Here is a 23,499-nt window from a genome sequence, read left to right as displayed (position 1 = left end):
AGGTAATAGCTGTGCTTCCCACATAAAAAGTTCGCTACTTTAATGTAAAAATTAAGATCTTTCCCAACCAGTCCTCCTCCAAAGCCCTTATAAATAAAGGGCTAACGGCTTACATTGGACTTTTCGCTGAAATGGGCGCAAAACCCCTAATTCGCGTTGCTAAAAAGTTGGCAAGTGAGCGTTCAATGGCGAAAAAAGCTTAGCGTACGTTTTCGTTCCATTGGGCTTCACACCCCCTTGCCAAGAAAAATGACAAAAACACGCCTTAGAGGGAGTTTTTTGTTTTAAATAGACTTGCTGATTTTTACCCTGTAAATCGCCTGAAAAGCGTCACAAACTTTCAGCCCGATTTCTGGGTCAGTAGGACATAGTGAGTGCTTAAAAACGAGCCTAGAGCGTCTGAGGCGTTCCAGTGAGGTGTTTTTAGGGGCTTTTGGGGCTATTTAACATATGACCAATAATGACTACCTAACTTTACCTTAGGGTGGGTGGATTTTTCTGTACAGGTGTAACAGTGACGTGTATATTTAGAGTGTAGTTGTGGAGGTAGGAACATCCCCACGTTAAAAACTCAAATTCCAGTTATTTGTGGCGGTAGGAACATCCCCACGTTAAAAACTCAAATTCCTTGTATTAACTACCTTAAAAGCCCTGACTCGTTCAGGGCTTTTTCGTTTATGGATTTTATATGGAACTAAAAAAACTAAACGCATCTTTTTACGATGAAAACCCTACAGTTGAGAATGCTCTAGATTATTACAGTGATGATGGTCTTTGGGATCAAACGAAAGTTCGTGGGCATGGGGCTTGATTATTCAAAAGCTTTGTTAATTCGAAAACCAGAGTATGTAAGTGATGAAAACTTTAACTTGAAGGTTAAGGATGCAGGTAAAAAGTTAGTAGGGAAAGAAAAGCATGTTACAGACCAGTTTGAGAAATATGTAAAAAAATACATACATGCAGTGACGGTGAAAGATCAAAATATCCTTTCTGATCAGGAGTATGTACACACTACGCTTATTAACTACCATGCTGATTTAGGGATCTAATTCTGAACCAGTATTTAACGTAACGTCACTTAGTGAGCACCCTAGTCCAACCTTTTTGCCAGTGCGATGTTATTCATCGCACTGGCACTTCACAACAACTTTTCCATACCCCTAGTTATTCATGATTTGCTAATGTTCGATTTTCCGAAACTGATAATTGTCCAGGTACGATTTAGCGCGAGCACTCTAAGCAGTTATTGCCCCAAAACGTGATAGAAAACAAATAGCTTGCCACAATAGGCAAGCTATTTGCTGCTAGAGTGGGTCAGTTGGAGACAAAGTGTGAATAGAAATTTTTGGCAAGATAGCAGCACAGATTAAGGAGAATCATTAATGAATTTGTTTTCTCGATTGTACAAGTATCAGTCATCAGATTTACGCAGTCAGTTAGAAAATTTTTGCACAGAAGGGTTATGTGACATCCTCAATCGTATGAATATTGAGCAACAGAGTGCTTTTTTAAAAGGTTTAAATGTATCTACTGATGTCGATGTGTCTATATTTTGGCAAACACAATATTCCATTATGGTTGATGGAGGCACACGCTACCCAGACCTTGTTGGGAGTATCGATAACTCGGTCGTATATTTGATTGAAGTAAAAATAGATGCTCAATTTACAACTGGTATTGATGAAAATGGTCAGGATGTTTCTCAGTTGGAGATTTATGATAAATGGTTAAGTGAGCATGCCTCCCCAATTCATAATCCAAACTTAATTTTGTTAACTAACAAAACGCTACCTGAACAAGAATTTGAGGATTTATCATCTCATAAGTATCAGATTAAAAAAAGAAAAGTGCTTTATTGGCAAAACATTCATGACCAACTTTCAACTGCTGACAATATTTGTTATGTCGAAGATTATAAGCAGTTTTTAAAACACCAAGGGTTAGCAATGGAACTACCAAATAGACAAGATTTTGCAGTCATGGAACTGCTTTATAATGGCGCAGGGCGTCGCTTAGAAGGGTTAATGGGGGCTGTATTCGAGAAGTTAAGACAACAATATGCTAACGAACCATTATTTAATTGGAGCCAAGAGGATAAATGGCGGTTCGGTGGAAGCAGAGCCGATTGGGGCGCTGCGATCTGCTGGAGTTGGGTGATTTTAAATCAATCGCCGTATCAATACTTCTATTGGGGAGTTCAGTTTCCTGAGTTAGATACGGAATGGAACACACTTGAACAATTTTCAAGTAACGGTTCATCACCTCAGATTGTGTTTGGGTATGTGACAACTGAAAAAGAATTTACCAGGAAAGCATTAGATGCATTTTCTTCTCAAGGATATAACGTAGGTACTGAAGTTGACGGGGAAACTACCATCGTTCATCGAGGACTTCCTTTAAATAAGCTTCTCGAAGAAAACTACAATATTGACACAGTGGTTGACTGGTTATCTTCTGATATAAATCAAGCGTTAGAGGTTATTCGATCAAAACTATAGAGTGTAAAGCCTTACTCTAAGAGCACCTCTACATTCTCTTTAATGGTATTGAGCCATTCTAGTATATTGCTAGCTGGCTCATTTATGTCCAATTGTGTGTTAGCGATTCAAAGTAAAAGGGACCTGCCCATAACGATCTCGAATGTCGTAAACAACGCTATTGGTCGAGATTCACTTCCCCTCACATCCAGATAAGCAAAGCCCTTAGATGACAGAGCTTCAAAGGTATCAGTAACATCCTTGATACTGCGCCCACTTATTTCAGCAAGGTCATCAAGGCTGTTTGGCTTTTCGCGAGCAATCAAATTCAGCAGATCAACATTTTCGTTAGACAGCAGTAGTGAAAGATCAGCCAGTGACTCAAACAAAAATTTAGGGTATTGTTCTTTAGACGTCACTTTTCCTTCTGCAATCCGAATCATGCGCTTACGAGCAAGCTCTTCTGATAGAATGCCGATTGTTGCTTTCATACCATCCTCACTCCTAATAGTCGCCATCTAAATCGACTGAATAATCACCGACGATCACATCTGATTCTTTTTTCATTTCTTGGGAAGGAGCAATCAACAGAAGTGGTTCTTACACGAAGTTTCTGTTAGACCACGGATCTTTTATTTTTCGCGCTTCATTGCTAGCTACTCCCGTTTTTTATTGACGCGATCACTTTTAACAAATCTGTTGCGATTGCTGGGCATTTGTCGTTCATAAAAACCGTTACTTCATCACCAAATTTCATCGTTACGATTCCATTCTTATCGACACTTAACAGAGCGAAAGACTGCTTCAAATCAAGAGTCGTGTTACTTCCATTGGTCGTGGTTTCAGTCATCTTTCCCTCACTACTAACGAGTATATGTACAAAAAGGGCAAAAATTATTACCCAAGATGTTTACTTGATTGTTCTGTTTAACTTTCCCACGATTTCAGTGGCATGTTGACATATGGCGTTCTTTACTAACGTGAACTCCTTTTCAGGAAATCGATTGTCTACAGAGCTAAGTGCGCTACTAAATTGAGCGAGAAAGGCAGAGACGATTTCATGACAGTTCGTATTGCTGATACCGAACTGATTAGCTGTCTGCTCTATATGGCGTAAGCAAATTTTGTTGATATGGTATTTGTATCCTCGTGATGCTTTCAGTCCCATAGCTAGCTTTAACTTTCGCTTATTTAACCCAGTAGCACCGACGGCAGGATAAGCTGATAGCAAATCGTAGAACGGTGCGAGCTGATAGTGCCCGCCTGGAGCAATATGCACGGAAAAGTTCTTGAGATGACCGTCAGTGGCTCCAAGAAGGCACTGTAAAATCATGAACTTAAAAAAATCATAATTGTTCACCTTGCTTTCCGCAGAGAGACTTAAAGCATCAACAATTTTGGAGACACTTAGGTTGTTCTCCGATTGATATTTTTGATGTTCAGGTACACCAAAAATCTGGCAGAAATCTTCTTGGTGTCTACGAGTCACAACTCCATCACCAAAACATCGGTCGAACCGTTTTACTGCAAGGCCTTTAGCTCCTGATTCTGCGGTTATTATCTCAATATCGGGGACTTTAAAACCAAGTTCCTTCGCTATTTGAGTACAGATGAATTCATTCTCAACACTGCCGCTCATATCTAATACTGAGTTGCTTTGCGCAATTACATCCATTGGGAATTTGATAATGTGGCTACTTAGTGATTTCTCTTGAGGTACATACCATTTACCGTTCAACCTAGTTAACGTTGTTTTTCGCTGTGTTCCCGAAATACAAGGTCGATAATCCCCAAAGAATGGAAGAAATGACTTACGCTGGGTAACGAGTTCATTTAATTCACTTGCCGAGATCTCTCGATATTTCCACCCTATCTTTGGCGGCTCCCTACTCTCAGTAAATGAAATGCCGCCCGTGCAATCGTGACTAATTTTTGAGAGTAAGGTGAATACATCGTTGGATTGCACACCGACCGAGTGAGCAATACTTAATCGTTCTTCTTCCAAGTCAGGAAGCAGGTTATACATAAAATTCAGTGCATTAAATGCTGAGCATTCTCCCCTTACAAGCGGTAGGCTTAACGAAATAGGGAAAGCTGAATCATATGCTAACCACTCATCAGAGTATGAAAATGATACGTTGGTCTTCGACTGTTGGACAAACTGCCCCACGAGCATGTTGTTGTTTGTAGCATGTGCGTAAAGTATAGGATTGTGCAAATTAGTTCCCACTTTCTACTGGGTGGGCTGTGTTTTTGTAGAAGGTAATTGCGTTTTCTACTGCCTGCATTTCGGCTTTGAGATCCAGCCTACGATTGTCATACTCGGATATATACTCGTCTAAACACAGCCGAAGTTCTGAGTGTTGAGCACACAACCGATTGAAATGCTTCCATGTCCTTTTATGAAGAGAATAGGACTCTGACAGCTCTGACTGTTTATCTTGCAAAATCGTCAAAAGACTTTCTCTTTTGAAAGAAAGGCAGTTGGAGTCCTCACTGTAGTTATCGTAATCCACGACCTCCCAGTCGATATGGTTAAACATAAAACCTTTGGAAAATTCTTCATCACCATGCTTATCGAAACCGCACGAAAGGACTCCGCCGATCAACGACATTTCCTTCAATTTTTTTTCGACGTATTCATCCGATAAGTATTCTTTTTCATCACTGTCTAATGGAAAGGATTTTAGGTCGTTGGCAGAGAAGTGTTCATTGTAATAAATGGCGAGAAATAGCTCTTTTCTGATTTTTACCTTCGATTGCATAAAAAATGACCGATTGCGTTAATTTTGAGGATTATAATCCGTGGTCATATAGTCCGCAAGTGTGCATTGTTCAGGAAATTAATTTCATAAATAAAAAACATGAACACGAAACTTGCCGAAGCTGTAGGCCAACGTATTGTACAAATGAGAAGATCCAAAGGTTTACCTCAAGAGAAGCTAGCCCTCGTCGCTGAGATAGATAGAAGCTATATGAGCCGCATCGAACGCGGTAAAATCAATATCACGCTTGAAAAGTTGTATCAGATTGCAGACGCTTTGGGCTGTGATGTGAAGGAACTTCTGCCTTAATGAGTTAGGTTTGTATGTAGTTTGGGCTGAATCGATTGGAGTTTATTTTAGGGATAGGGCTGTTTTTCACAGCTATGTTGCGGAGAGTTCAATGACCACGAAAGATCATGGGGTAATCTCTTTCGACTCTCTTGCCTTTTGGCTACAGCGTATTAACCACTTCCGCTATTTCAACGTATAACGCACCTTATGCGAATTCACGTATGTTCATCATGCTGATTACCTAGCACTCACCCAATTTTGTGGTTATCAGGAGGATCGTCCTCTCACGATTTAGATCCCGATTGGCGAATGCCAACCTTCGTTACATTGTCGGAGCCGCTACTTTATTCAGGCTCTTAGGTTCATCTGGTGATACTGATGGTTCACACATTGAGCGGTGAACAGCGCTTCATACGACCTCACATCGCACGCCCCAAGACGTTTTAGATAGAGCTATCAATGGGTTTGGTGTAAAGGTAAATTAACCTAGATTTTTCTTATGTTCGATGAGAGCGTTGGCGACAAAAGCAGTTCCTTGCCCAAAGTATATGAGTCACCGCTTAGTCATATTTAAGGTATGCAGCAACTTGTCGTATAGTGTCACTGGCATCTTAAACTCTAACCTGATAATTTACTGTTTCTTAAGTATAAATAGGTTGTCATCTATAAGCCAACCAGAGAATACCTGACTCAAAAATAGTGGTTGATTATTCGGAAGGTTGCAGTCTGGTAATTGATTTGGTCATAGGAATGTTGTGATGTATATCTGTAAGGAATGTGTGGAAGTAGGTGAGGTTCAAAAAGAGGTTGAAAGGCTTAATATAGGTCAAGAAGTCTGTTGCTACTGCGACTCTAAAAGTATCGTAGCTCCAAAAGAGAGTGTTTTCTCCTTTATCGAAAATAATTTTTTTGAAGCTATTATTCCTATTGATGAATGTAGTCCACAGGAAAGTTCTTCATTCTGGTGTGGAAGTGATGACCTATATGTAAAAGAAATATGGGAAATTATACACGATATCGGACTGAAGAATGAGGCGTTAGAACGTGATTTATCTAGCTATTTGTCACAGCAGGTAGATGTTGAAAATAATCTATTTACTCTAAATAATGGGACATTAGAGAATAATTTATATCAAGATAAATGGCTTTGTTTCATCGATTCCATTTCACACGGGAAACGATTTTTTAACTTTGAAGTTAACCAGTTCCTAGACGATTTGTTCTCTGTGATACATGAAAACAATCACGTTAATGACGATATATGTACAGTGTTAGAACCTAACGTATCTTTATTCCGTGCTCGAATTGCAAACTCTAAAATAGAACGAGAGAGTATAATTAGTGATCCAGCAAATCAGTTAGGAGCAGTGCCAGCTAAATTAGCTAGTGATCAAAGGATGACTCCAAAAGGTATCTCTGCATTTTATGCATCATCAGATCGTGAAACATGCTTCAGTGAGGTTCGAGCAATTACAGGTGATTTGGTAATTTCTGGTGAGTTTACTGTGAATCGACCATTGAAGCTTTTAGACTTGCGTAAAATTGAAGAGTTAAGTAAAAAAGAATACCATCCATTTGAGAGCAATTATTTAGAAAAATCACACAAAAGCCTATTTTTAAAGCGACTAATGTTTCTTTTATCTAAGCCTGCTTCAAAAAGGAAAAATTCTAACTACTTAGAGACGCAGGTTATATTTGAATATTTCAGAGTGAATTTTGGTAGTGACATTTCTGGTTTAATATTTTCATCTGTTCAAACAGGTTTTAATGGTTTGAATGTTGTGTTATTTCCAGAGAGATCCGATGTCAACTCTTTTACGTATAATAAAGAAAGAAAAATTATATTTAAAGAGTGGCATCATCAAGAAGATGACTGGTATACATACTCAGAAAAATTTAGCGAAAACCTTCCTTCCCAAAAATCTGAAGCCAATTTATCATTTGTCCATGGTAGTTTAGAGTTGCATTATATTGAAGCTGTGAAAACTCTTGCAAGAAAGCAAAATTTATTAGTGATCGACGACGTTGAAGATATAGATTTCTAACATATAAGGGTTAAACAATCCGATGCATCCGTTTGATTAAGCTCCACTATAGTTTGGAGTTTAACTCGAAATTGTCCCACGGTGAGCTGGCGTATGTATCAATTTGCTAGTGTCCCAAAGTTTGCTTCAGAATTGAAGCGAGTTTCATATAATCTTCGAATTTTTATATATAGAAAGTAATGAGTGAAAAAGCAAGATCTGAGTCTGCTATTGCGGGGTTGGGCTTAGATTAATATGCAACTAATTGATTTTTGGTGAGCTACATGATATCATGCTATTTTTTAATAAGTTATAATAAATGAGCTATCATCTACACAACTTTTTGATAACAAACTTATTAAGTGAAAGTGAACCTAGTTATCTTTTTCTATTAGAAAAATTGTACTCAAGAACAAAAATTAGCAAGAGTATCGTTCAAGATCTAACACCCGAAAACATTGCAAAAACTATTGATAGTCTGACTAGAAAACGCGCTAAATATCTTAGCGTTATAAATGAACCTTTGCAGTTTAGCGATAATTTAGATAACAGCACTCTTGATCCGATAGAAAGTATATCAATTTCAAATTTCCGAGGATTCGGACAATTAAACAAAAACGACAAAGGTTCTTTCATTGAGTTTTCTACTGGGATAAATTTATTTTACGCCCCCAATGGTGGTGGAAAAACTTCTTTATGTGAAGCAATTGAATATTCTCTCACAGGTTCAATTAAAGAAGCAGACAGAAGAAATACCAAGCTAAGTCAATATATAAAAAGGAATTCTACAAAACCTCAAGTAGTTGCTAATTTGGTTGATGGTTCAATTAACAAAATTGATAGAAGAAGAAATAATTGTTTTATCGATCGTAACCGACTACAAGAGTTTTCACTGCTTGGCTCAAAAGATACAAAGTTCACTCATAATGATGTGCTAGCCGTCTTATTCCAACTTGAAGAAATTGACGACATTATAAGAAATACTGTAAAGCCAGAATCATTCAAACTTCAACAATTTCATGCAGATAGATCGCAATCAGAAAGTGCTCTTTGTTCGAAAAATTTAGAACAGATACAACAGAAAACTATAGATGTACGGAAATACTACTCGGAAAACCTACGATCAATTTCAAACTTACTTTCTTTGAGATACATTGATAAATATTCTATAAGATGTAAGTTAAAATTTCTTAAAAAATATAAAAAAAATCTTTTTGATAAAATTTCCAAACGCTCTAAGGGAGTTAAGTCAAAAGAGGTTAGGTTAATTGAATTTCGCCATTGGCTAAATAAGCTTGAAACTGCCAGAAGAATTAAATTATCGATTGAAAAATCGCTTGAAGATAGAACAAGGCTACTCAGTTACAGAGAGTTATATCAATCAATAATTGATATAAATGATGTAGAGAAATGCCCAGCTTGTCATACTGATATCAATAAAACTGTTATTAACCCCCTAATTAACTCGAAAAGTGAACTTGATAAACTATCATATTTGTCAACGTTAGAAAATAGGTTGAAACTCGTAGTTGATTCAATTGAAAAAGTTAAGTCCAGTCTATTATTGTCAATTGATGAATTGTCAAATGATTTTGTCGTTAAATTAGATGCTATATCGATTGTAAATAATCTAAAAATTAACTTAGAACAAGGTGACTACTCTACAGCTTTATCTGTGATCTATAATGTTGATAAAGTTACTGATGAATATAATGCGCTAGTTGTTAGCAATAATGAATCAGTTAATAAATATGACGAAGTAACAGATAAACTCAATGAAAGATACAGCAAGTTAGACCATGATATACAATTAATCGACGATAAAATTAGTACGTCAATAAAATACCTTGAAAGATTAAGCGAATATAACAAAGACCGACTTGAGATAGTTAATCAACTAAAGGTTTTAGCTTCAAAAGTGAAACAAGAAAAGTATTTAAATCGCTTCCTTGTTGAACTAGAAGAAAGTCATAAAAAATTGTACCTAAACTTAGTTAATTACAAGAGGCAAGAAGAATGCAAATCCATAAGTAACATCGAAGATTCAGCCCTTAAATTCTATACAGAAATAAACAAACATGACCATGAGCTTGAAAAAATTCATTCTATTAATTTCAAAGAAGACAATGGTAATTATAGGATACTCTTAAGGCTTTCAGATGGTAGAGAGCTTGATGCATTTTGTATTTTGAGTGAGGGGCATTTACGTTCATTGGGTTTATCTTTATTACTAGCAATCTGTGAAAAGCAGAACCATCCAACAATTATCTTCGATGATGTAGTGAATGCGATTGACAGCGATCATAGAAAAAACATTATTGAATTATTTATAGCAGATCCGTACCTATCAAAAACTCAAAGAATAATAACTACTCATGATAGGTTATTCTGGGAGAGAATATGTAACTATTGTTCTCAGGATAGTGAATTCATTAGTAGGGTAATGAAATACTACAATGATGGAGTTGTACTTATAGAGCAAGACGTTAGCTTTAAATCAAAAATAGAAAAAGCTTTAGATTTTTATGACATAAGACAAGCTTTAGTTTACTCTAGAATCTGGCTTGAGAGCATGGTAAATAATTACTGCATTTCAAATGGAATTGAAGTAAAAGCAAAGTTCAGTGAGAGGAATTATCGTAAAAACAATCTGTTGGAAATAAGCTTAGAGGATACATATAGAAAGTTTGAAGATTGTTTTTCAGATAAGCATGGTATATTTTTACTACTTAAAAAGGACTTGGTTAATTGGCAAGGACAGAATCAAGAGCATCACGGATATGATGAATACAATTTAAATTTCTCTCACTCAACAACAAGTGACGAAGTAAGAGTAATATATGAAAGCTTATGCAAGCTAGAAATGATTATTGATGCAGATATTCACCATGAAAAATTGATTTCAAAAAGAGAATCTTTAGAGAATGAAATTGGCATTGATATCAAAAGGTATAGAGATAATAAAAATTTTATAGAAAGTGCCCCTCCTGAAATTGTAAATCGTCATTTGAGCAAAATTGTAGAGAACGAAAAATTATTAAGCGACACAGTTAAGCTAATTGATATGCTTAATCCATACCTATCAGTACACGAGGGTAACTTAGCAGACTCAAAAATTTCTATTTCTTGATGATTAAATTACGCGAACTTATAAGTGAGTTAGGTTAATAATCTAACTCACTTTATTTTTAATTTTTCGCGTAAAACGTATTTTACCCTATCATGTCAAGCGAATGGTCAAGAAAAATCATAAATGCCTAGCGAGTAGTGAGCTACACGAGCGTTACGATTGGCTTTATTATTTTACTTGACCATCACCTTGCTAAACCTTTAGGGGCAAGCGGCTTATACGGCTACAGGAGCTTTGATATGAGGGTGACATTCGTAGCCTACGATTTCAAAGTCCTCAAACTTATAGTCAAATAAGCTGTCAGGTTTGCGGTTGATTTTCAGCTCTGGAAGTGGATATGGTTCTCTTGAAAGCTGGAGGTTAGTTTGCTCTAAGTGATTAAGGTAAAGATGAGTATCCCCTCCAGTCCAAACAAAGTCTCCAACATCTAAATCACACTGTTGTGCAATCATATGAGTTAAAAGCGCATAAGAGGCAATATTAAACGGAAGCCCCAAGAAAACGTCGCAACTTCTCTGATAAAGCTGACACGAAAGCTTGCCATTTGCTACATAAAACTGAAACATCGCATGACATGGAGGTAGTGCCATCTCATCTACAAAAGATGGGTTATAGGCAACAACCATGTGTCTTCTGCTATTTGGGTTGTTCTTAATAGCATCTACCACATTCGCAATCTGGTCAGTGTGGCTACCGTCAGAATTAGGCCAAGACCGCCACTGATATCCGTAAACAGGGCCAAGATCACCATTCTCATCTGCCCACTCATCCCAAATACTTACACCATTTTCTTTTAGGTAAGTGATGTTGGTGTCTCCTTTCAAGAACCAAAGGAGTTCATGGATAATTGATCGTAAATGACATTTCTTCGTTGTAACCAGCGGAAAACCCTCTGATAGGTTAAATCTCATTTGATGACCAAAGACTGAAAGTGTACCTGTACCTGTTCTGTCTCCCCTTTCTGTACCCTCTTCAAGGATTCTTTTCATTAAGTCGTGATATTGTTTCATTGCTAGGCTCCTTGAGTAACTTGTAGTGGGCACTGGTAGTGACTACTAGTATTAAAGCATCTTAAAAGTCTTGATATAAAAGGCAACTCACTCACCCACTCACTAACTAGTAGTTTTTTGAGGGGTACTTTATTGAAGAAATTGAGAATTTCACCGCGATCGTCAATCCCACGACTCAAGTCATCGACAATTTTGCGTAACTGGTCGATATGGCCACCATCCGGTTTGGCCCAAGAACGTCCTTGAACTCCATAAACCCGGCCCATGTGATCTTCCCCTTTGCGATAAGGGTTGCTAAGCCATGCTTGGTTTAAGTTAGCATTGGCATCCCAAGTTTTTGTGCCAAGTTTGCGAAAATCCGCGGCGCTATCATACCCACGAATGTAACCCAGCAGCTCAGCCACAGCCGCTTTCCAAAAACTCTTACGTGTTGTCACTAGAGGGAATTGGTTGTTGGCAACATTGTAGGTTAAATCCGCGTTGATCACCGTAAGACAGCGCTTACCGGTGCGCTCATTTTCAACCCAGTGTCCGTCATCGACGATGCGGCGACACAGTTCTAAATATTGTTTCACTTCAATTCCTTACTATGCACTTGCTTTATCTTGGTAGTGACCACGTTTGTAAGCCCACAGCATTAGTGCCAATCCACCGAAGATCATCGGAGAAGACAAGATCTGCCCCATCGAAATGAAACCACCAAACAGACCTAAATGCGCATCCGGCTCACGTACGTATTCCACAAGGAAGCGGAATGTACCATATCCAGCCAAAAATAGCCCAGAGACCGAGCCAAGCGGGCGAGGTTTACGGATAAACCAGTTGAGAATAAAGAAGAGAACCACGCCTTCTAACGCCATTTCGTACAGTTGTGAAGGGTGGCGAGGCAGTGGCCCTCCCGTCGGGAAAACCATCGCCCAAGGCGCATCAGTTACTCGGCCCCACAGCTCGCCATTCATAAAGTTGCCAAGGCGACCAACACCAAGCCCAAACGGCACTAACGGTGCGACAAAATCTGCGACACCAAAGAGGGTGCGGCCATGCTTCTTGGCATACCACAACATCGCAGTAATCACACCAAGCAAGCCGCCGTGGAATGACATACCGCCTGTCCAAACCTTAAACAAATACAGAGGATCAGCTAAAAACAGGTCAAAGTTGTAGAAAAGCACGTAGCCTAAACGCCCACCAACGACCACGCCAAGAAACCCTGCAAACAATAGATCGGAAACTTGTTCGCGGTTCCAGCCACTGTTGGGCTTATCCGCTCGCCGATTGGCCAGCCACATGGCAAACATAAATCCGACCAAATACATCAGCCCATACCAACGAACGGAAATGGGGCCGATAGAAATCAACACAGGATCAATATTGGGAAAGGTAAGGTATCCCTGAGACATAAATAGGTACTCTTAATGTTAACAGCTGGAGAAATTTCGAATTAGAGTAACATGGTGAGTGCTACAAACATTAAAAACAGTGCAAAGATTTTTTTCAGCACGGCGGTAGGAAGCGTGGTCGCCCATTTAGCACCAAATCGCGTGGTCAGAATCGAAGTCCCCGCAATCGCAGCCAGAGCAGGCAGATAGACATAACCGATGCTGTAATTCGGTAAACCTTGCGCTTGATAACCATGCAAAATAAAACCGCTCATCCCCGCAATAGCAATCACACAGCCACACACCGAGGATGAACCGACCGCTTTGCGCATTTCGACCCCGTGTCGGTTGAGAAACGGCACCGAAAGCGAGCCGCCACCGATGCCAGCCAAGCTTGAAACCACGCCAATGCCACTGCCGTACACCATAGTCAGCAGACTCCCTGGCATGTTTTTCTGCGAAGTGGCACGAATGGAGCGAAACATCTGCAAAGCAAGAAACAGAACAATGACACCGAACACTTTCGGCAAGTATTGGGTTGGGATCCATTCAGCAATATTGGCACCAATAAAGCCGCCCACCACCACACCGGGCATCAGCCATTTGACGACGAACATGTCGACATTACCCAGCTTGAGGTGGTTAAGTGCTGACGAGCCCGAGGTGACAATAATGCTCGCAAGGGAGGTCGCCAGAGCCATGTGCATACTCAGCTCAGTGGGTATTCCCGCCCAAGGCAATAGATAGAGTAACGCCGGAACCACAATCAGCCCACCGCCAATCCCCAACAAGCCCGCCATCACACCGACAAAAGCACCTAGTGCCAACAAAAGCATCAACAACTCAATGTTCACGAAAACCTACTCTACTTCTTACTGGCACGAACAAAACCAGCAAAATCATGTTCAATAAAATACGCTCGCATCATCTGGCTAATTTCATCGCCATACGACATGTCGAGCGCGCGTTGCGCCAGTTGTTGTAAGTCACTGAGCTGACTGTGGCGAATCAAATACTTAATCCTTGCCACGTTGGAGGTGTTCATGCTTAAACTGCGATATCCCAAGCCAAGCAACAGCAAAGCACCAAAAGGATCACCAGCCAATTCCCCACAGATACACACGGGTAACTGGTACTTTTCACACTGTTGGCGGATATGCCTGAGCACTTGCATCACCGCAGGATGCATCGATTCGTAGACATCCGCGACCCGCGAATTGTTCCGGTCAACCGCCAATAAGTACTGGGTTAAATCGTTGGTTCCCACCGAAACAAAATCGACCCGCTTGGCGATTACTGGGATTAAATACACCATGGACGGCACTTCGATCATAATACCAATTTTTGGCCGTTGTACTTGCGGGGCAAATTGCAGCACGTCTTGATAGGCTTGCTCAATCAAACGAACCGCATCATCCAACTCCCGCACGCCAGAAATCATCGGCAACAAAATACTAAGATTGTTGTGCTCGACACTGGCACGCACCATCGCGCGCACTTGAATGAGAAAAATATCAGGATGATCTAAGGTAAAACGTATCCCTCGCCAACCAAGGAACGGGTTATCTTCTTCAATTGGCAGATAGGGCAGCGCTTTGTCTCCACCGATGTCTAAAGTGCGCATCACTACTCGTTGGTTAGAATAGCTGTGGAGAATAGCTCGATATTGCTGCCATTGTTCCTCTTCGGAAGGAAATCGATGTTGCAGCAAAAATGCAATTTCGGTGCGGTACAATCCCACGCCATCTACTCCCGAGTTAATGGCGATATTGCTATCGGCACTGAGCCCTGCATTGAGCAACAGTTCCACCGCTACTTTATCTAGCGTTTGCGCAGGCTCCGCCAACTCTTGGTTAACGATGGCATGCAGTTCGGTCTCTTCCGTGATCAGATTGCGGTATTCACGCAGGATCTGCTTGTTTGGCTCTAGGTAAATTTCACCAGTATAGCCATCAACAATCCCCTTCTTGCCATGAACTTCTGCCAGATTGAGGTTGGCCCCCATTACTGCGGGTACGCCTAAGGCGCGCGATAAAATCGCCGCATGCGAGTTGGCGGCACCTTCAAGAGAAACAACCGCCAGTAAGTATTCCTTAGGAATGGAGGCGAGCAGAGAAGCCGTCAGCTCATGAGCGACTAAGATCACTGGACGATCAACAGGTTGCAATTCATGCTCACTATTGTGCAGAAAAAAGAGCAATCGTTGCCCAAGCTCACGCACGTCTTGCGCACGCTCACGCAAATAGACATCCGACATACGGGCAAAGCGGTTGGAGTAGCTTTCCACCACTTGACGCAGCGCCCAATCTGCGCGGTCACCCCGTTCGATATGCTTTTTCAAATCGGTGCGCAACATGGGATCATTGAGCAAATGGGTAAACAAGTCGAATATCGCCAGCGCATCTTTGTTGATTTCGCTGTCGAATTTTTTACGCATACGCCGGAAATCGGCTAAGGCAGCTTCTATAGAGACCAGCAGCCACTCTTGTTCACGCTCTTTATCCAGAGTGGATGCCGGACATACCTCTGAAAGCTGCGGCTGAGAGTTATCAAACCAAAACTCGCCAATCGCGACGCCGCTGGAAGCGGCAATGCCTTGAATAGCGGCGGGTTTAGAGGAGAGAGACCAGTGCCCTTGGCTTTGCGCATGCGCAATCAACACCGCTAACTGCGCAGACAAGGTCACCAGAAATGACTCTTCCATTTCATTAAACAGGCGCGGCGTTTTCTGCTGGATGACCAACACTCCAAGCACCTTTTTACGGTGAATAATCGGCGCCCCAAGAAAAGAGTGGTAAACTTTTTCGCCCAATTGAGGAAAGTATTTAAATGCAGGATGTTTAGACGCTTCGGCCAAGTTAAGCGGTTCGGCACTGCGCTTCACCAAACCCACTAACCCCTCTTCAAAACGAATGTGGATACTATCTCCCTGGAAAATCAGCCCCTGCGTTGCCATCAACTCTAGGCGCTGCCTCTCCTCATTCGCGAGGTAAATGGTGCAACATTCCGTGTTCAATGCTGTACAAGTTTCTCGAACTAAAATGTTCAATGCTAGGTGAACATCTTCGACCCGAGAAACTTTTTCAACTATCTCCCTTAGTTGGCTCAGCATAGTTATCCTCTGCGTTTGCTTTTCTTACCTTTCACCTTACGTTCTCGAAAAGGCATAGCTAAAGAGGCGAACTCTTTCATCGCCCGACGGTAAACATCGCGTTTAAATGAGACCACTTGTCTAACCGGATACCAATAGCTCACCCAGCGCCAACCATCAAATTCAGGGGAGCTTCCTCTTTGCATATCAATCCTGGATTCATCACATTCAAGACGCAAAAGAAACCATTTCTGCTTTTGGCCGATACAAACAGGCTTAGAGTCCCAGCGAACCAGACGTTTTGGTAATTTGTATCTTAACCAGTGACGACTGCTCGCTATGATCTTAACATCTTTGTGTGTAAGACCGACTTCTTCGTACAACTCACGGAACATGGCCTGTTCTGGAGTTTCTCCATCATCAATTCCCCCTTGAGGAAATTGCCAAGAGTGTTGCCCGTATCGCTTAGCCCAGAAGACCTGACCATGGTTATTGCAAATCACTATACCAACATTCAGCCGGTAACCATCGCCATCTATCACTGGCTAACCTCTAAAATAAATTTTTATTACAGTGATTTTTCCACATATCCCCAGCAGTAGCAAACTTACTGATGTGATATCGCTAAGATTTATCGCGTTTCGAGCTTTAGTGCATAACTTTACAGCGATATACCAGTTATCAACATCAGATTGAGACATTGCCCACATTTATTCACCTTTTCTGTGAATAACTTTGTGTAGAATGAGAGGAACATTCTTAATGCCTTGAAGAAAAAAAATACACAATCTAGAAAAAACGCTAAAAAAATAAAAACAAAACAAATAAAATCAATAAATTAAACTGAAAAACCTTCTTTAAAAGATCACACTAGCCCTGGTGATCTTTTAATCACAAACGGATCGGTCAAAGATCATACAGTGACTAATTTATCCACACTAAAGTAGGACAAACTCAGAGTTCATACAGAAAATCAAGCCTCTATTGGTGATATAAGTACTGTTTATTGATCCATGCACCTGAGTTACTAGTGAAAACAGCAATGACCTCTGTGGATAACTTGTCAAAAGATCCCAAAATAACGCTTTTTGATCGATTTGCACTGCTTCCCAAGCAGCATTTTTTGCTAAAATAGCCCTTTTATTCGCCAGAGCCTACTATCAATGAAACCCGTTCCCCAGTCAGAACAAGAGCTCTTTGAGCGCGCGACACAAATTGCTGGTCTTAGTTTTGCGGAACTGGCCGAAGAAGCAGGCATTGCGGTCCCCGAAAACCTCAAGCGGGATAAAGGTTGGGTCGGGCAACTTTTAGAATGGCACTTGGGAGCCCCAGCAGGCAGTAAGCCGCAACAAGATTTCTCTGAACTGGGGATTGAATTGAAAAGTATCCCTGTCAGTTATAGTGGCAAGCCTTTGGAAACCACCTTTGTATGCGTCGCGCCTTTAACAGGGATTCATGGCCTAACGTGGCACAACAGCCATGTACGCAACAAGCTCTCTCGCGTACTGTGGATTCCGGTCGAAGGTGAACGAGAAATTCCGCTCGCCATGAGACGAGTCGGCTCACCGCTCATTTGGTCCCCCTCTGCCGAACAAGAAATGATCCTACGCCAAGATTGGGAAGAGTTGATGGAGCTGATCGCTCTCGGCCAGTACGATCAAATTTCCGCGCGACGTGGCGAAGCACTCCACTTGAGGCCAAAAGCCGCCAACAGCCGCGCTCTGACCGAAGCGTATAATGCCAACGGCAAACCGATCAAAACCCTACCAAGAGGTTTTTATCTGCGCACTCAATTTACCGAACAGATCCTCAAAAGCGCCTTCATCGCGGCCGTTAATGAGGAGTAACGGCGATTTCGATGTCACAATAAAGGCTGACTTTAGGGCTGCCACACTCTTCGTAAGCGTTATGCAAACGCAGATACGCTTTATCGATCCCAAGTCGCAGCAGTTCGTCTTTAACCTGCTCTAAGGAGGTAAAATGAATCAGCTCATCGCCATCGATAATCGGCTCAAAATGGTGCTTGTATTCCACCGCTAACGAGTACTCGTTGACATTTGAGCGACCAACCACAAACACTTTGGGCATTCCACCGCCCTCTTTATAATGACTCTGCATCCACAGATCCAGTTGATGTTTTTGCATCATCCTGCTCCTACTTCCGTGATAACAAGTCCTGTAATGATCCAGTTTAGTCAAAAGTAACGAGATTACGAACGGCACGCAAACCACTTGGGCAACGGCCTAATTTCCCCTATATTGATCACCTACGATTCAACCAGTTGAGATAGCAAAATCTCTGCTTGAGTTGACTTCACTCTCTACCGACAAGGATGTGCCATGCGATATAGCAAACTTCCCCACTCCAGCCTTGAGATCAGTAAAATATGCTTAGGCACGATGACGTTTGGTGAACAAAATACTGAGCAGGATGCCTTTGCCCAACTCGACTACGCCTTAGACCATGGCGTCAATTTTATCGATACCGCGGAAATGTATCCGGTTCCGCCCAAAGCGGAAACTCAAGGTCTTACAGAACAGTTTATTGGTAATTGGCTAGTCAAATCAGGCAAACGGGAAAAAGTGATACTGGCGACCAAAGTGGCGGGACCAAGAAATGTCCCCTACATCCGCGAGAACATGAGTTTGAACCGCCGTCATATCCATACGGCGATCAACGATAGCCTACAACGTCTGCAAACTGACTACGTCGATCTCTACCAGTTACACTGGCCACAAAGACAAACCAATTGCTTCGGCCAGCTAAACTACCCTTACCCAGAAGCCCTAGAAGAGGTCACTCTGATAGAAACCTTAGAGGCGCTGACTGAATTGGTCAATGCAGGAAAAGTGCGTTATATCGGCGTATCAAATGAAACCCCTTGGGGCGTGATGAGTTTGCTGCGTTTAGCCGAAAAACATGATTTACCGAGAATTGTCTCGATTCAAAATCCTTACAACTTGCTCAATCGCAGTTTTGAAGTTGGTTTGTCAGAAATAAGTCACTACGAGGGCGTTCAGTTATTGGCTTATTCTCCAATGGCGTTTGGTTGCCTGAGCGGGAAATACTTGAATGGGGCCAAACCAGCAGATGCAAGATGCAGCCTGTTTGAACGCTTTCAACGCTATTTTACTCCACAAGGGATTAAGGCCACACAAGCCTATGTCGCGTTGGCACAAGAGGCAGGCTTAGATCCAGCTCAAATGGCACTGGCCTTCGTCAACCAGCGCCCATTTGTCGCTGCCAATATCATCGGCGCAACCAGCATTGCACAGCTTAAAGCCAATATTGACAGCATTAATATTGAGTTAAGTGAAGAGGTATTAACTAAAATTCAGGAGATTGGCACCACTTATTCCAACCCTTGCCCGTAATCAGTTGAGGCTGCGACCCAAAACGCGTCGCAGCCTCAATATTACGTCGGTATTCGCGCACTTAATACCCGACGCATATGACGAATGCGACGAGCGACTTTAACATCATCGGGTACCGTATTCGGATTCATTCGTCCACCTTCGTCCAAACCGATATCTTTGAGCAAAAACGTATTGGCCCAAGGAACATCATAACTACTGCGGCGAACGCGGGCTGCCCATTGGCGTTCTTCACGTTTTAGATCGGCTTGTACCAGCAAAGTGGCTAATTTCAAATAAATAGAATGACGCATAATTTTTCTCCAAAAACAAAATTTTTGCTGAGAAAAATGGCAGACACTAAAAATGAAGATAACGAATGTCTCTAACCGAGCTGCCATTTTCCGCAGCCCAATTACAAACTAAAGGTGCGGATTAACTAACCATCAATACGGGTATCAGCGCCTGCGCCAACACCAGCAAACATCACAGATGAATGTGTATCTCGAGAAGCAAAAGCGGGTTGATGTGCAAAAAGATTCAACATGTTATGCCCCTCCTGAGGTTATTAATCCAAACGATTTGATAGGATGTGACTAAATAGTCACGGTTAAATTCTAGCCAAAAGCATCTTATAATCAAACACTTTTTATGTAATTGTAAAAATACCGTAGATTTCCCTATACACAAATTGCACATAACGTTAGGAATAAGATATTCAACTATAGAATATAAAAATTTCCACTGAATCTAAAAACAAAAAGCCACTTATGACGTGGCCTTGTAAGAATCAACCAATTTAAACGACTTGTTCAGAAATCAGATTATGTTTGTTCAGCAGACGGTACATCGTCGCCCGTGAAACACCGAGCTCTTTGGCTGCGTTCGACACTTGGCCTGAATGAGATTCCAACACCAGCAGTAATGCGTCGCGCTCACTCTTTTCTCGAATGCTCTTTAGGCTGCGTTTACTCTCCCCCCGCTTGGGGAGATCAAGCAGCGATTCCTCGATCATCACGTTGTCTGACATCAACACCGCACGTTTGATCTGATTCATCAACTCACGTACGTTACCCGGCCAAAAATAGCGTGTTAGGGCACGCTGCGCATCTTCGGATAAACTTTTGGCTTGCGAGTTGTACTCTTTGGAGAACTCCTGCAAGTAATAGCGCGCCAAAAGGCCGATATCGCTAGCTCGCTCCTTTAAGCTCGGCACATTGATGCGTAGTACATTGATGTAGTGATAAAGCTCTTCGTTAAAATCGCCATCGATCAATGCTTTCTCAATATCCGATGAGTTCGCGGCTAAAATGCGAACATTGACGCTCTTCATTCCATCGTTGGTTTCGATGGCTCCCTCTTGTAAGAAACGCAGCAGATTCAACTGCTGAGTTTTTGAGATGGTTAGAATATCGTTGAACAGCACGGTGCCGCCGTCAGCCTGTTCGAGAATCGATGGCCCTGCATTGTCGTCCGCGCCAATGCCAAACACGTCCGCTTGAAAGCGCTTTTCGCTTAACGCTCGACACTTCACTGAGAAAAACGGCTTGTGTGCACGCGACGAGATTTTATGTACCGCGCGAGCCACTGTCTCTTTGCCTGTACCGTTTTCGCCATAAATAAGAATGCTCACATCGGTTGGGCCGATCCGTTTTATCTGATCACGTAAGCGCTTCATCGGAATGGAATCGCCGATAAGCCCCATATCCTGATTATTGCCAAAACTTGGCCACACTTTCTTCTCTAATTTGAGCATGCCAAGTTGGTGCCCAATGGTGCTCAGGAGCTGAGCATCCGGAATGGGGGCAGTGAAGAAATCGATACAAAAGTTGACGATAAACTGGCAAATCGTGTCAGAGCTGAGTTGAGACTCGCGAATAAACGCCAGCCAACGAACGTGCTTGTGTGCACTGACCAAGTTAGCAATGCCATTGAGGCTAAATTCATCATGGCTGAGATCCACAATCCCGATACAGGGCCCAATATCAGCCAAAAGTGCATCGGCTTTGCGCAGGTCACCGCTTTGATGACACTTCCAGCCCACCTGCTCTAACACAGATAGCCAAGGCTCGTACGATCCGCCTACCACCACAAGAGAACCTGGGACAGAATCCATCTTAAACTGACCAGCCATAGAACACCCTTATATTCTTCTTACTACGCTCTTTCTTTGCATACATTATCAAGAGTAATGACATTCAAGTCTGTCTTATAAATAAGACCACTGACAATTGATACGCTCACCACTTAGCTTTGGAAGCAAACTGGCATTTTCTCTAAAAAAATAGAAGGAATACCAATAAGATAGCAAATAATTTCTTTGCACCTTTCGAGTTAAGCAAAAGGCCTTGTCTCAAAAGTGTGATGCGTATCATCTTGGTTTCAGCATAGATAAAAAAACCACCCGAAGGTGGTTTTTGTTATTTTAGTGCGCTTATTGAGCTTGCGACTGCGGGCGCATCGCTGGGAACAAAATCACATCGCGAATGGTGTACGTGTTGGTCAGCAGCATCGCCAGACGGTCGATACCAATGCCTTGTCCTGCCGTTGGCGGTAGGCCGTGCTCAAGCGCAGTGATGTAGTCCGCGTCATAGAACATCGCTTCGTCGTCACCGGCATCTTTCGCGTCAACCTGCGCTTTAAAGCGCTGATCCTGATCTTCCGCATCATTGAGCTCAGAGAAACCATTTGCCACTTCACGGCCACCGATGAAGAACTCAAAGCGGTCAGTGAAGAACGGGTTGTCATCGCTACGGCGTGCCAGCGGAGAGATGTCTGCCGGGTAGCCGGTGATGAAGGTTGGCTGGATCAGTTTAGGCTCTGCGGTTTCACCGAAGATCTCTTCAAGCAGTTGGCCACAGGTCCAGAATTTCTCCACGTAGATATCCAGTGATTTCGCAATAGCCACCAGCTTGTCACGATCCTGCACGTCTTCTACCGTCAGCGCCTGAATGTCAGCGTGGTCAGGGTTGTAGTGCTTGATCGCTTCCAGCATGGTCATACGTGCGTACTTGCCGCCGAATTCCACAGTGAAATCGCCGTAAGGCATTGACGTGTGGCCCAACACTTCCAGCGCAACCGTGCGCAGCATGTCTTCGGTCAGGTCGATCAGGTCGTTGTAATCGGCGTACGCCATGTAGAACTCAATCATAGTGAATTCTGGGTTGTGACGTGGAGAAAGACCTTCGTTACGGAAGTTGCGGTTGATCTCGAACACACGTTCAAAACCACCAACCACCAAACGCTTGAGGTACAACTCAGGCGCAATACGCAGGAACATTTGCTGATCCAGTGCGTTGTGGTGAGTGATAAACGGACGCGCAGATGCGCCACCAGGAATCACTTGCATCATTGGCGTTTCCACTTCCATGAAGTCTTTTGACTCCATGTAACGGCGGATAGCCGAAATCAGCTTAGAGCGAATTTTGAACGCGTTGCGCGAATCTTCGTTGACAATCAGATCCACATAACGCTGACGGTAACGCTGTTCTTGGTCAGTCAGGCCGTGGAATTTTTCTGGCAGAGGACGCAATGCTTTCGTGAGCAATTCGTACTCTTCCATGTTGACGTAGAGATCGCCTTTACCCGATTTGTGCAAAGCGCCTTTAATACCGATGATGTCACCGATATCCAGACCTTGGTACTTCTCTTTCAGTACTTTTTGTACTTCTTTATCTGCGTACGCTTGAATGCGGCCAGAGGTTTCTTGGATAACCAAGAATGGGCCACGCTTCGCCATAATACGGCCCGCAATCGCCACCACATGATTTAGCGCTTCCAGCTCTTCTTTGCTCTTTTCACCGAACTGTTTCTGAAGGTCGCCAGCAAGGCTGTCACGACGGAAGTCGTTTGGATGGCCATTGGCTTTGCAGCTCTTGCGAATTTGCTCTAGCTTCGCGCGGCGCTCTGCAATGAGCTTATTCTCTTCTGGTGTAGAAGCTTCTTGTACGGTTTCATTTTGAACAGCATCAGTCATTT

General features: G+C 42.3%; 21 protein-coding genes and 1 pseudogene. 8 read left to right on the top strand and 14 right to left on the bottom strand.

What is annotated here, in order from left to right; translation table 11 throughout:
- Nucleotides 1–688 precede the first annotated feature (688 nt).
- The 3 genes from I3X05_RS02480 to I3X05_RS02470 all read left to right on the top strand — a co-directional run bounded on the left by I3X05_RS02480 (nt 689) and on the right by I3X05_RS02470 (nt 2,498).
- On the top strand, nt 689–811 hold the full coding sequence (locus I3X05_RS02480; protein WP_337970941.1) for a hypothetical protein: 123 nt from the start codon (nt 689–691) through the stop codon (nt 809–811).
- Nucleotides 795–1,049 (top strand): hypothetical protein, encoded by a 255-nt coding sequence (locus I3X05_RS02475; RefSeq protein WP_337970940.1) that lies wholly within the window; start codon nt 795–797, stop codon nt 1,047–1,049. The genes I3X05_RS02480 and I3X05_RS02475 overlap by 17 nt, the downstream gene beginning before the upstream one ends.
- A 333-nt stretch (nt 1,050–1,382) precedes the next feature.
- The gene (locus I3X05_RS02470) at nt 1,383–2,498 is read left to right on the top strand and encodes a hypothetical protein (RefSeq protein ID WP_095661244.1); all 1,116 of its coding nucleotides are present in this window, start codon (nt 1,383–1,385) and stop codon (nt 2,496–2,498) included.
- 107 nt (nt 2,499–2,605) lie between these two features.
- Here I3X05_RS02470 and I3X05_RS02465 read toward each other — a convergent pair whose 3' ends face one another.
- The 4 genes from I3X05_RS02465 to I3X05_RS02450 form a co-directional block, all read right to left on the bottom strand.
- Nucleotides 2,606–2,968 carry a transcriptional regulator gene (locus I3X05_RS02465; RefSeq protein WP_095661243.1) on the bottom strand — a complete coding sequence of 121 codons (363 nt, stop codon included), beginning with the start codon at nt 2,966–2,968 and terminating at the stop codon, nt 2,606–2,608.
- 161 nt (nt 2,969–3,129) lie between these two features.
- On the bottom strand, nt 3,130–3,327 hold the full coding sequence (locus I3X05_RS02460) for a hypothetical protein (protein ID WP_095661242.1): 198 nt from the start codon (nt 3,325–3,327) through the stop codon (nt 3,130–3,132).
- Nucleotides 3,328–3,387: 60 nt separating this feature from the next.
- A complete protein-coding gene (locus tag I3X05_RS02455) occupies nt 3,388–4,695 on the bottom strand; it encodes a HipA domain-containing protein (protein WP_232513671.1) in 1,308 nt (435 codons plus the stop codon).
- A 1-nt stretch (nt 4,696) separates the two neighbouring features.
- The gene (locus I3X05_RS02450) at nt 4,697–5,242 is read right to left on the bottom strand and encodes a hypothetical protein (RefSeq protein ID WP_095661240.1); all 546 of its coding nucleotides are present in this window, start codon (nt 5,240–5,242) and stop codon (nt 4,697–4,699) included.
- A gap of 99 nt (nt 5,243–5,341) precedes the next feature.
- Between I3X05_RS02450 and I3X05_RS02445 the strand changes: the two genes are divergently transcribed.
- The 3 genes from I3X05_RS02445 (at nt 5,342) to I3X05_RS02435 (ending at nt 10,687) form a co-directional block, all read left to right on the top strand.
- On the top strand, nt 5,342–5,551 hold the full coding sequence (locus I3X05_RS02445; protein WP_013857579.1) for a helix-turn-helix domain-containing protein: 210 nt from the start codon (nt 5,342–5,344) through the stop codon (nt 5,549–5,551).
- A gap of 761 nt (nt 5,552–6,312) precedes the next feature.
- Complete coding sequence (locus I3X05_RS02440) at nt 6,313–7,578, top strand: RES family NAD+ phosphorylase (protein ID WP_198303354.1); 1,266 nt, start codon at nt 6,313–6,315, stop codon at nt 7,576–7,578.
- A gap of 298 nt (nt 7,579–7,876) precedes the next feature.
- Entirely contained in the window at nt 7,877–10,687 is a 2,811-nt protein-coding gene (locus tag I3X05_RS02435; RefSeq protein ID WP_095661238.1) for a hypothetical protein, read from the top strand.
- A gap of 215 nt (nt 10,688–10,902) precedes the next feature.
- Here I3X05_RS02435 and thyA read toward each other — a convergent pair whose 3' ends face one another.
- The 6 genes and pseudogenes from thyA to rppH all read right to left on the bottom strand — a co-directional run bounded on the left by thyA (nt 10,903) and on the right by rppH (nt 16,709).
- Entirely contained in the window at nt 10,903–11,697 is a 795-nt protein-coding gene (gene thyA / locus I3X05_RS02430; RefSeq protein WP_095661237.1) for a thymidylate synthase, read from the bottom strand.
- A 131-nt stretch (nt 11,698–11,828) separates the two neighbouring features.
- Nucleotides 11,829–12,272 (bottom strand): annotated as a pseudogene (locus I3X05_RS02425) (thymidylate synthase); the annotation flags it as partial.
- A 12-nt stretch (nt 12,273–12,284) separates the two neighbouring features.
- Nucleotides 12,285–13,097 (bottom strand): prolipoprotein diacylglyceryl transferase, encoded by an 813-nt coding sequence (gene lgt / locus I3X05_RS02420; RefSeq protein ID WP_045569943.1) that lies wholly within the window; start codon nt 13,095–13,097, stop codon nt 12,285–12,287.
- 41 nt (nt 13,098–13,138) lie between these two features.
- Entirely contained in the window at nt 13,139–13,930 is a 792-nt protein-coding gene (locus I3X05_RS02415; RefSeq protein ID WP_045569942.1) for a sulfite exporter TauE/SafE family protein, read from the bottom strand.
- 11 nt (nt 13,931–13,941) lie between these two features.
- Nucleotides 13,942–16,188 (bottom strand): phosphoenolpyruvate--protein phosphotransferase, encoded by a 2,247-nt coding sequence (gene ptsP / locus I3X05_RS02410; protein WP_193157618.1) that lies wholly within the window; start codon nt 16,186–16,188, stop codon nt 13,942–13,944.
- Between the two features lie 2 nt (nt 16,189–16,190).
- Entirely contained in the window at nt 16,191–16,709 is a 519-nt protein-coding gene (gene rppH / locus I3X05_RS02405; RefSeq protein ID WP_039424132.1) for an RNA pyrophosphohydrolase, read from the bottom strand.
- Between the two features lie 621 nt (nt 16,710–17,330).
- On the opposite strand from rppH, the gene mutH reads away from it, so the two are divergent.
- Nucleotides 17,331–18,014, top strand: a complete 684-nt coding sequence (gene mutH / locus I3X05_RS02400) for a DNA mismatch repair endonuclease MutH (protein ID WP_045569940.1) — start codon at nt 17,331–17,333, stop codon at nt 18,012–18,014.
- Here mutH and I3X05_RS02395 read toward each other — a convergent pair.
- Nucleotides 18,001–18,312, bottom strand: coding sequence for a DUF6482 family protein (locus I3X05_RS02395; protein WP_045569939.1), 312 nt, complete (start codon nt 18,310–18,312; stop codon nt 18,001–18,003). The genes mutH and I3X05_RS02395 overlap by 14 nt on opposite strands.
- A 195-nt stretch (nt 18,313–18,507) precedes the next feature.
- On the opposite strand from I3X05_RS02395, the gene I3X05_RS02390 reads away from it, so the two are divergent.
- Entirely contained in the window at nt 18,508–19,542 is a 1,035-nt protein-coding gene (locus tag I3X05_RS02390; protein ID WP_193157619.1) for an NADP(H)-dependent aldo-keto reductase, read from the top strand.
- A gap of 41 nt (nt 19,543–19,583) precedes the next feature.
- Here the strand turns inward: I3X05_RS02390 and I3X05_RS02385 are convergent, their stop codons facing one another.
- From I3X05_RS02385 to lysS, 3 genes are all read right to left on the bottom strand, one after another.
- Nucleotides 19,584–19,835, bottom strand: a complete 252-nt coding sequence (locus I3X05_RS02385; protein ID WP_193157620.1) for a DUF1127 domain-containing protein — start codon at nt 19,833–19,835, stop codon at nt 19,584–19,586.
- A gap of 485 nt (nt 19,836–20,320) precedes the next feature.
- Complete coding sequence (gene vpsR / locus I3X05_RS02380; RefSeq protein ID WP_045569936.1) at nt 20,321–21,655, bottom strand: cyclic-di-GMP-binding transcriptional regulator VpsR; 1,335 nt, start codon at nt 21,653–21,655, stop codon at nt 20,321–20,323.
- Between the two features lie 300 nt (nt 21,656–21,955).
- Complete coding sequence (gene lysS / locus I3X05_RS02375; protein ID WP_193157621.1) at nt 21,956–23,497, bottom strand: lysine--tRNA ligase; 1,542 nt, start codon at nt 23,495–23,497, stop codon at nt 21,956–21,958.
- Nucleotides 23,498–23,499: the final 2 nt, after the last annotated feature.

Source organism: Vibrio navarrensis, from assembly GCF_015767675.1.
Classification (GTDB): domain Bacteria; phylum Pseudomonadota; class Gammaproteobacteria; order Enterobacterales; family Vibrionaceae; genus Vibrio.
The sequence above is the reverse complement of the archived record's forward strand: the minus strand, read 5'-3'. Positions and strand labels throughout refer to the sequence as shown.

What these genes read in the sequence shown, in the direction of transcription:
- I3X05_RS02465 (WP_095661243.1), bottom strand. Translation starts at nt 2,968, where the DNA reads ATGAAAGCAACAATCGGCATTCTATCAGAAGAGCTTGCTCGTAAGCGC.
- ptsP (WP_193157618.1), bottom strand. Translation starts at nt 16,188, where the DNA reads ATGCTGAGCCAACTAAGGGAGATAGTTGAAAAAGTTTCTCGGGTCGAA.
- I3X05_RS02460 (WP_095661242.1), bottom strand. Translation starts at nt 3,327, where the DNA reads ATGACTGAAACCACGACCAATGGAAGTAACACGACTCTTGATTTGAAG.
- thyA (WP_095661237.1), bottom strand. Translation starts at nt 11,697, where the DNA reads ATGAAACAATATCACGACTTAATGAAAAGAATCCTTGAAGAGGGTACA.
- I3X05_RS02390 (WP_193157619.1), top strand. Translation starts at nt 18,508, where the DNA reads ATGCGATATAGCAAACTTCCCCACTCCAGCCTTGAGATCAGTAAAATA.
- I3X05_RS02480 (WP_337970941.1), top strand. Translation starts at nt 689, where the DNA reads ATGGAACTAAAAAAACTAAACGCATCTTTTTACGATGAAAACCCTACA.
- I3X05_RS02445 (WP_013857579.1), top strand. Translation starts at nt 5,342, where the DNA reads ATGAACACGAAACTTGCCGAAGCTGTAGGCCAACGTATTGTACAAATG.
- I3X05_RS02395 (WP_045569939.1), bottom strand. Translation starts at nt 18,312, where the DNA reads ATGCAAAAACATCAACTGGATCTGTGGATGCAGAGTCATTATAAAGAG.
- I3X05_RS02450 (WP_095661240.1), bottom strand. Translation starts at nt 5,242, where the DNA reads ATGCAATCGAAGGTAAAAATCAGAAAAGAGCTATTTCTCGCCATTTAT.
- I3X05_RS02435 (WP_095661238.1), top strand. Translation starts at nt 7,877, where the DNA reads ATGAGCTATCATCTACACAACTTTTTGATAACAAACTTATTAAGTGAA.
- vpsR (WP_045569936.1), bottom strand. Translation starts at nt 21,655, where the DNA reads ATGGCTGGTCAGTTTAAGATGGATTCTGTCCCAGGTTCTCTTGTGGTG.
- I3X05_RS02470 (WP_095661244.1), top strand. Translation starts at nt 1,383, where the DNA reads ATGAATTTGTTTTCTCGATTGTACAAGTATCAGTCATCAGATTTACGC.
- lysS (WP_193157621.1), bottom strand. Translation starts at nt 23,497, where the DNA reads ATGACTGATGCTGTTCAAAATGAAACCGTACAAGAAGCTTCTACACCA.
- mutH (WP_045569940.1), top strand. Translation starts at nt 17,331, where the DNA reads ATGAAACCCGTTCCCCAGTCAGAACAAGAGCTCTTTGAGCGCGCGACA.
- I3X05_RS02385 (WP_193157620.1), bottom strand. Translation starts at nt 19,835, where the DNA reads ATGCGTCATTCTATTTATTTGAAATTAGCCACTTTGCTGGTACAAGCC.
- lgt (WP_045569943.1), bottom strand. Translation starts at nt 13,097, where the DNA reads ATGTCTCAGGGATACCTTACCTTTCCCAATATTGATCCTGTGTTGATT.